Consider the following 6,512-nt stretch of genomic DNA (forward strand, 5'->3'; position numbering starts at 1 on the left):
TGTGCGCTCTTTCCCGTCCGCCTGCACACGCCACTGTAGGGGCGGCTTCAGCCGCGACAGGCTCTATCGGTAATGCCTGTCGCGGCTGAAGCCGCTCCTACAGGTCAATCGCAATCGCGCACCTCTCCCGCACAGCTGTATCCCCTCACTCCCCGCGGTACTGACTCTCCGACACCGGCTCCAGCCAGGTCACCGGCGAGCCGTCCACCGCTTCGGCGATGGCGATGTGGGTCATCGCCACCTGCGCGCTGGCGCCGTGCCAGTGCTTGACGCCCGGTGGGATCCACACGATGTCGCCGGGACGGATCTCCTGCGCCGGCTTGCCCCACTCCTGCACGCGGCCGACACCGGCGGTGACGATCAGGGTTTGCCCCAACGGGTGGGTATGCCAGGCGGTGCGCGCGCCCGGTTCGAAACTGACCGTGGCGCCGCTGATGCGTGCCGGCGCCTGGCCCTTGAACGGCGCATCGATGCGTACCGCGCCGGTGAAATAGTCCGCCGGACCGACCGCCGAGGCGGTCGTGCCGGCACGGGTGACGGTGATCGGCGCGGCGTCCTCGTCGGGGACCGCAGCGGCCATCATCGACAGCGACATGGCGAACAGGCTCATCGGAATCTCCTTGCATGGACGTCTGCACCGACTGTAGGCGCGCCGCGCCGGCGGCACTAGCCCGCACCGGATTCATGCCGCCATAAGCGCCCCTCATCAATCGTCCGCGTCGTTGAAGCACAGTGGCGCGGTTGCCCCGGATGGCGGCGCATGAATGGCATGCCCTGCTTCGGTGTCCGCGACACGGCCGGCGAACTCCCGCGGTCCGCCAGCACCCGTCCTCGTGGCTTGGAGCCGCAGATTCTTCGCCCACGCAGCGCAGCGGCAATGCGCGCCTTGCCACATGCCACGCCACCGCATGACCGCGACATCGAACGCGACGACCCGCTGCGCGGAAATCCAATAGCCGACGGGTCGCCGGAGGCACATCAGCCTTTGCCAGAACAACGCCTCGCCGCAGCGCAGCATTGCAATAACCGTATAAGCGCCGCGATTTAAATCATTGGTCGTGCGCGAAGCGCGGCGCCTATCCTCGCCCCTGCGCTGGCGCCGCGACATCGTCTACGGTCCTGCGCGACAACGCCGCACCACGCGAGACGGCTGCGGCGCGGCAGCGCAGGCAGATGCCTCCGCGCATGCCCAACGACGGACCCGCAACAGCGCAGAGAGGACACACCCACGATGGCAGGACCGATGGGGCCGGCGGCTCCGCTCCCGAACTCCGCGCCGCTCGCCGGCACCGCACCGTCGTACCGCGCCGCGCTGTCGCTGCTGGCCTCGCTGTTCTTCATGTGGGGCTTCATCACCGTCATCAACAACACCCTGCTGCCGCACCTGCGCAGCGTGTTCGAACTCAGCTACACCCAGGCCACGCTGATCGAGTCGGTGTGGTTCATCGCCTACTTCTTCGCCTCGCTGCCGTCGGCCAAGCTGATCGAGCGGATCGGCTACCAGCGCGCGCTGGTGATCGGCCTGGGCATCATGGCGCTGGGCGCGCTGGGCATGATCGCGGCCGCGCGCCTGGTCTCGTACGGCATCACCCTCGGCTCGCTGTTCGTGATCGCCAGCGGCATCACCTTGCTGCAGGTCGCGGCCAATCCGTACGTGGCGGTGATCGGCAGCGCGGACACCGCCTCGTCGCGACTCAACCTGGTGCAGGCGTTCAATTCGGTCGGCACCACCCTGGCACCGCTGTTCGGCGGCTACCTGATCCTGGGCCGCTCGACCTCGGGCACCGCCAAGGGCGATGCGGTGCTGACCCAGGCCGAACGCCTGGCTGACGCGCAATCGGTGCAACTGCCCTATCTCATCGTCGCCGTGGTGCTGGTGCTGCTGGCGGTGGTCATCGCCCGCTTCAAGCTGCCGGCGCTCGGCCAGGCCACCCAGCGCGCCACCGGCCAGCAGCGCGCCAGCCACTCGCTGTGGCGGCATCGCAACCTGGTGCTCGGCATCCCGGCCATCTTCATCTACCTGATCGCCGAGATCGGCGTGTCCAACCTGTTCATCAACTTCGTGTCGCAGCCGCACATCGGCAACCTCACCCACCAACAGGCCTCGCACTACCTGTTCCTGTTGTGGGGCGGGATGATGGTGGGGCGCTTCGCCGGCAGCGCGCTGATGCGCCGCATCGCGCCGGAGGCGGTGCTGGCGCTGTTCTCGGTCGGCGCGTTCGTGGTGATGCTGCTGACCGTGTTCACCACCGGCCATGTCGCGATGTGGTCGCTGATCGCGGTGGGCCTGTTCCATTCGATCATGTTCCCGACCATCTTCACCCTCGGCATCAAGGGCCTGGGGCCGCTGACCGAGGAAGGCTCCGGCCTGCTGATCATGGCCATCGCCGGCGGCGCGCTGGTGGTCGTGCAGGGTTGGCTGGCCGACCATGTCGGCCTGCAGCGCGCGTTCCTGCTCACCGCCGTGTGTGAGCTGTACGTGCTGTTCTATGCGCTGTGGGGCGCGAAGACGCCATCGCAGGCAAGCGCCTAGCTGCGGCGGTCGGAGCGAACGACAGCTGGCAGCGCCAACAGCGCGCTGCAGCGATCCGGCACTGCGCCGGATCGCGCTCGACGTCGGTCAGGCCAAGCCGACAGCGCACTCGTCTTTGCCAAGGCCGGAGCGTGCGTGCGGCCCTGCCGCCGCCGTTCGGTAGACAAACGCAGCATGGCTGTCCGCCAGCCTGCGTTGCCCACGTTAGCCCTGGTGGCAGACGAACCAGATCGCGAAGCCTCTGCCGCTTCGCCTACATCAGGAACCGACACCATGGACGCACGCTTTGTCGCACTCTCCACTCTGTTGCTCGCCGCTTCGACCTTCGCCGCACCGGCCGCCGCCAAAGGCACGCAGCTCGACTGCCAGCCCGGCTCGCAAGCGGTCTGCGAGGCATGGTGCACGCATGCCGGCGGCGGCATGTCCAGCAACCCGGACGGCTCGGTGACCTGTACCGTCATGGCGTCGGCACGCAGCAAGAAGGGATTCGCCTTGCCGGAGGGCAGCTATCAGATCAGGAAGATCGCCGACGCCCCTGGCCACGGCAAGGCCTCCGGCGCCGACACCGCGCCCCCCAAGGCGAAGGACAAACACTAGGCGCAGCCTTGCGCCGCTGTCCCGAAGGATGCGGAGCGGCGCAACGCGCCGCCACTGCCCGTTGCCGCGGCGTCGCGCCAACATGCCGTTCGCCGTCGTGCGCGCGGCAGCGCAGCCAGAGAGGTTGCATGGACGTGCTGGCAGCGCGGCTGTGCGGCGCGCGCCTGGACGTCCGCACGCAGGCGACGCGCCGGCAAGTGCCGACCCGGCGCAGCGGCAACGCCGGCGCGAGGCCCTGGCGGGCAGGCGACTTAGCGCCCGGGTTGCTCACACATCTCTTTCAAAAACAATAGCTTGAAACGGAAAAAAGCGCTTGTCGCAGCCCCCGGGAATGGGTACGCTGCGGCGGTCGAAAGAGAGCAGGCCGGATGGTAGCCCGGCCGTCGCCGCATCCAGCGGCGGCATCTCAGCCAATCGGGCACCCGCGACACCAGCCACCGGCACCGCCGGTCGACGCAGGTGTGTCCGATGGGGTCTCGCATGTCTCCCCGGCACGCCTTCTTTGCCACAGAAGGAGCGAGCATGTACAAGACGACCACCCCGATCCCCTCCAAGCACACCGTCCTCGCCGCGCCGTTGCCGCGTGTGCGCCTTGTCGCGACGCGCGCCGCCGCCACGGGCGACACGGCACGGCCGCGCTGGCAACGCGATGCGCTGGCGGACCTGTCGATCTGGCGCTGCGACGTGGCCACCGGCAGGCCGGAGCTGCCTGCGCTGCTGCTCGCGGTGTGGCTGCCCAAGCGCACGCGGACCTGGGAATGGGAAGTGATCGATCCGCGCGGCGATACCAGCCTGGCCGAGGGCGCCAGCGATTCGCATGCGCTCGCGCGGGCGGCGGCCGAAGCATGGACACGGCTGCGCTTCGGCGATGTGCTCGAGCGCGGCTGATACGCGCGGCGGACGCCGGCGCGCCGACATGGATCGAACGTACCGTACGCGACGCCTTGCCGAGCTTCCCTTAGTGGATTGCCCGGCCTCGGCCGCCGCCAACGGCTGTCGCTGCAGCGGCGGCGATCAGGTCGGGGCGACGATGTCGGCGGCCATGAACAGCGAGGCCTTCAACAGCGCGCGGTTGAGATGCAGAACAACGCCCGCTACCACCGCCGTCGCGAGGACAGCCCGAACGGCATGGCGATCAGCCCCAGGTGCGAGACGCGCTCAGCCGCCGGCGCGCCGCGGCCATGCGTGCGCCGGCCGCGGCCCGCAACCGGCAAGCGCTGCAGCTACGATCGCACGCACACGCCGAAAGCGCTCCGCCCTGCTACGCCGCGCAGCGCGCGCACAGGCCGTGCACTTCCAGGGTCTGCGCCTGCGGCTGGAAACCCAGCGCCTTGGCGCGCTGTTCCAGTTGCGCGACCACGTCACGGTCCTCCAGTTCGACCGCGCTGTGGCAGCGGTCGCAGATCAGGAACGGCACCGAGTGCTGGGCGCTGCTGGGGTGGTGGCAGGCGACGAAGGCGTTGACCGACTCGAGTTTGTGCACGAAGCCGTTGGCCATCAGGAAATCCAGCGCGCGGTACACGGTGGGCGGCGCGTCGGCGCCCACGCTCTTGCCCTCGCGCACCCATTCCAGCAACTCGTAGGCCTTCACCGGGCGCGCGGCCTCGGCGATCAGGCGCAGCACGTTGGCGCGGATCGGGGTGAGCCGCAGCCCGCGTTCGCGGCTCACCCGCTCCACCACCTTGACGAAGTCGTCGGCGTCGTGGACGTGGTGGTGCGGCTCGGTGCAGGCGGTCTTCTTGCTGGACATGGGCTTCTCCGGGGAATCAGCTTCCCGCTGGGATCTTGATGAGCGCGGCGTCGATGCGTTTCAAGGCCTGCTCACGCCCGGCCAGGTAGACCGTGTGCGAGATGTCCGGGCTGACCTGGGTGCCGGTGATGGCCACGCGCAGCGGCTGCGCCACCTTGCCCATGCCGATCTCCAGCGCCGCGGCGGCGTCGTGCAGCGCGGCGGCCACGCCGTCCACGCTCCACTCGCCCAGCGCGGCGAGCAGCTCGCGCGCCTTGCCCAGCGCCAGTTCGGCGCCCGGCTTGAGGTGCTTGGCCACGGCCGCATCGTCGTAGGTCTCCAGCGGCCGGTACCAGACCAGCGCCTTCTCGGCCATTTCCTTCAGCGTCTGCACGCGCTCGCGCAGCGCCACCACCACGTCGGCGGCGGCCGGGCCGGCGGCCGGGTCGATGCCGAGCTTGGCCAGTTGGTAGTCCAGTTGCGGCGCGATCGTGGCCGGGTCGTCGCTCTTCAGGTAGTGCTGGTTGACCCAGCCGAGCTTGGCCATGTCCAGCCGCGCGGCCTTGGAATTGACGTCCTTGACGTCGAACAGGTCGATCAGTTCCTGGCGGCCGAACAGCTCCTGGTCGCCGTGCGACCAGCCCAGCCGCGCCAGGTAGTTGATCAGCGCGTGCGGCAGGTAGCCGGCGTCCTTGTACTGCATCACGTCGGCCGCGCCAGTGCGCTTGGACAGCTTGGCGCCCTGCTCGTCCAGGATCATCGGCATGTGCGCGAACTTCGGCACCGGCGCGCCCAGCGCCTCGTAGATGTTGATCTGGCGCGGGGTGTTGTTGATGTGGTCGTCGCCGCGGATGACCTCGGTGATGCCCATGTCCCAGTCGTCCACCACCACTGCGAAGTTGTAGGTGGGGTAGCCGTCGGGGCGCAGGATCACCATGTCGTCGAGCTCGCTGTTGGCGATCTCGATGCGGCCCTTGATCAGGTCGTCGAACACCACGCTGCCGCCTTCGGGGTTCTTGAAGCGGACCACGCGGTTCGGATCGTCGCGGTGCGGCAGGTTCTGCTCGCGCGCCGCGCCGTTGTAGCGCGGCTTTTCCTGCTTGGCCATCGCCGCCTCGCGCATGGCGTCCAGTTCCTCGCGGGTCTCGTAGGCGTAGTAGGCCTTGCCGGCAGCGAGCAGCTGCGCGGCCACTTCCTGGTAGCGGGCGATGCGCTGGGTCTGGTAGATGGGGCCTTCGTCGTAGTCCAGGCCCAGCCACTGCATCGCTTCGAGGATCGCGTCGATCGCCGCCTGGGTGCTGCGCTCGCGGTCGGTGTCCTCGATGCGCAGCACGAACTCGCCGCCGCGGTGGCGCGCCTCCAGCCAGCAGTACAGCGCGGTACGCGCGCCGCCGATGTGCAGGTAACCGGTGGGACTGGGGGCGAAACGGGTGCGGCAGGCCATGGAACGCTCGGAGCAAACGGGAATCGGGCGATTTTACCCTGGCCTGCCTTGTGGTGCCCGGAGGCAGCCGGTGCCGTGCCTAGGCTCTTCCATTGTAGGAGCGGCTTCAGCCGCGACAGGCTTTCTCGGTAAGGCCTGTCGCGGCTGAAGCCGCACCTAAAGTCCTGCAAGAAAAACGCAAAACCGGCGCCTCACCCACCCGCACGCCC

Annotated in this window: 7 protein-coding genes; 3 read left to right on the top strand and 4 right to left on the bottom strand. The window is 68.9% G+C overall.

Annotation, left to right across the window (positions count from 1 at the left end; translation table 11 throughout):
• Positions 1–145: 145 nt before the first annotated feature.
• Entirely contained in the window at positions 146–610 is a 465-nt protein-coding gene (locus J2Y70_RS22130) for a cupin domain-containing protein (RefSeq protein ID WP_309922690.1), read from the bottom strand.
• Positions 611–1,231: 621 nt separating this feature from the next.
• Here J2Y70_RS22130 and J2Y70_RS22135 point away from each other — a divergent pair.
• Positions 1,232–2,533: a sugar MFS transporter gene (locus J2Y70_RS22135; protein WP_263395131.1), complete on the top strand. Its 1,302-nt coding sequence runs from the start codon at positions 1,232–1,234 to the stop codon at positions 2,531–2,533.
• A 273-nt stretch (positions 2,534–2,806) separates the two neighbouring features.
• Positions 2,807–3,130: a hypothetical protein gene (locus J2Y70_RS22140; protein ID WP_309922694.1), complete on the top strand. Its 324-nt coding sequence runs from the start codon at positions 2,807–2,809 to the stop codon at positions 3,128–3,130.
• Between the two features lie 267 nt (positions 3,131–3,397).
• Here J2Y70_RS22140 and J2Y70_RS22145 read toward each other — a convergent pair whose 3' ends face one another.
• Positions 3,398–3,535 (bottom strand): hypothetical protein, encoded by a 138-nt coding sequence (locus J2Y70_RS22145; protein ID WP_263395133.1) that lies wholly within the window; start codon positions 3,533–3,535, stop codon positions 3,398–3,400.
• A 117-nt stretch (positions 3,536–3,652) separates the two neighbouring features.
• Here J2Y70_RS22145 and J2Y70_RS22150 point away from each other — a divergent pair, with 117 nt between their 5' ends.
• Positions 3,653–4,018 carry a hypothetical protein gene (locus J2Y70_RS22150; RefSeq protein WP_309922696.1) on the top strand — a complete coding sequence of 122 codons (366 nt, stop codon included), beginning with the start codon at positions 3,653–3,655 and terminating at the stop codon, positions 4,016–4,018.
• Between the two features lie 373 nt (positions 4,019–4,391).
• Here the strand turns inward: J2Y70_RS22150 and J2Y70_RS22155 are convergent, their stop codons facing one another.
• Complete coding sequence (locus J2Y70_RS22155) at positions 4,392–4,880, bottom strand: transcriptional repressor (RefSeq protein WP_309922699.1); 489 nt, start codon at positions 4,878–4,880, stop codon at positions 4,392–4,394.
• 16 nt (positions 4,881–4,896) lie between these two features.
• Positions 4,897–6,303, bottom strand: coding sequence for a glutamate--tRNA ligase (gltX, locus tag J2Y70_RS22160; RefSeq protein WP_309922701.1), 1,407 nt, complete (start codon positions 6,301–6,303; stop codon positions 4,897–4,899).
• Positions 6,304–6,512: the final 209 nt, after the last annotated feature.

Origin of the sequence: Xanthomonas sp. 1678, assembly GCF_031455575.1 — a bacterium.
In the GTDB taxonomy this organism is placed as follows: domain Bacteria; phylum Pseudomonadota; class Gammaproteobacteria; order Xanthomonadales; family Xanthomonadaceae; genus Xanthomonas_A.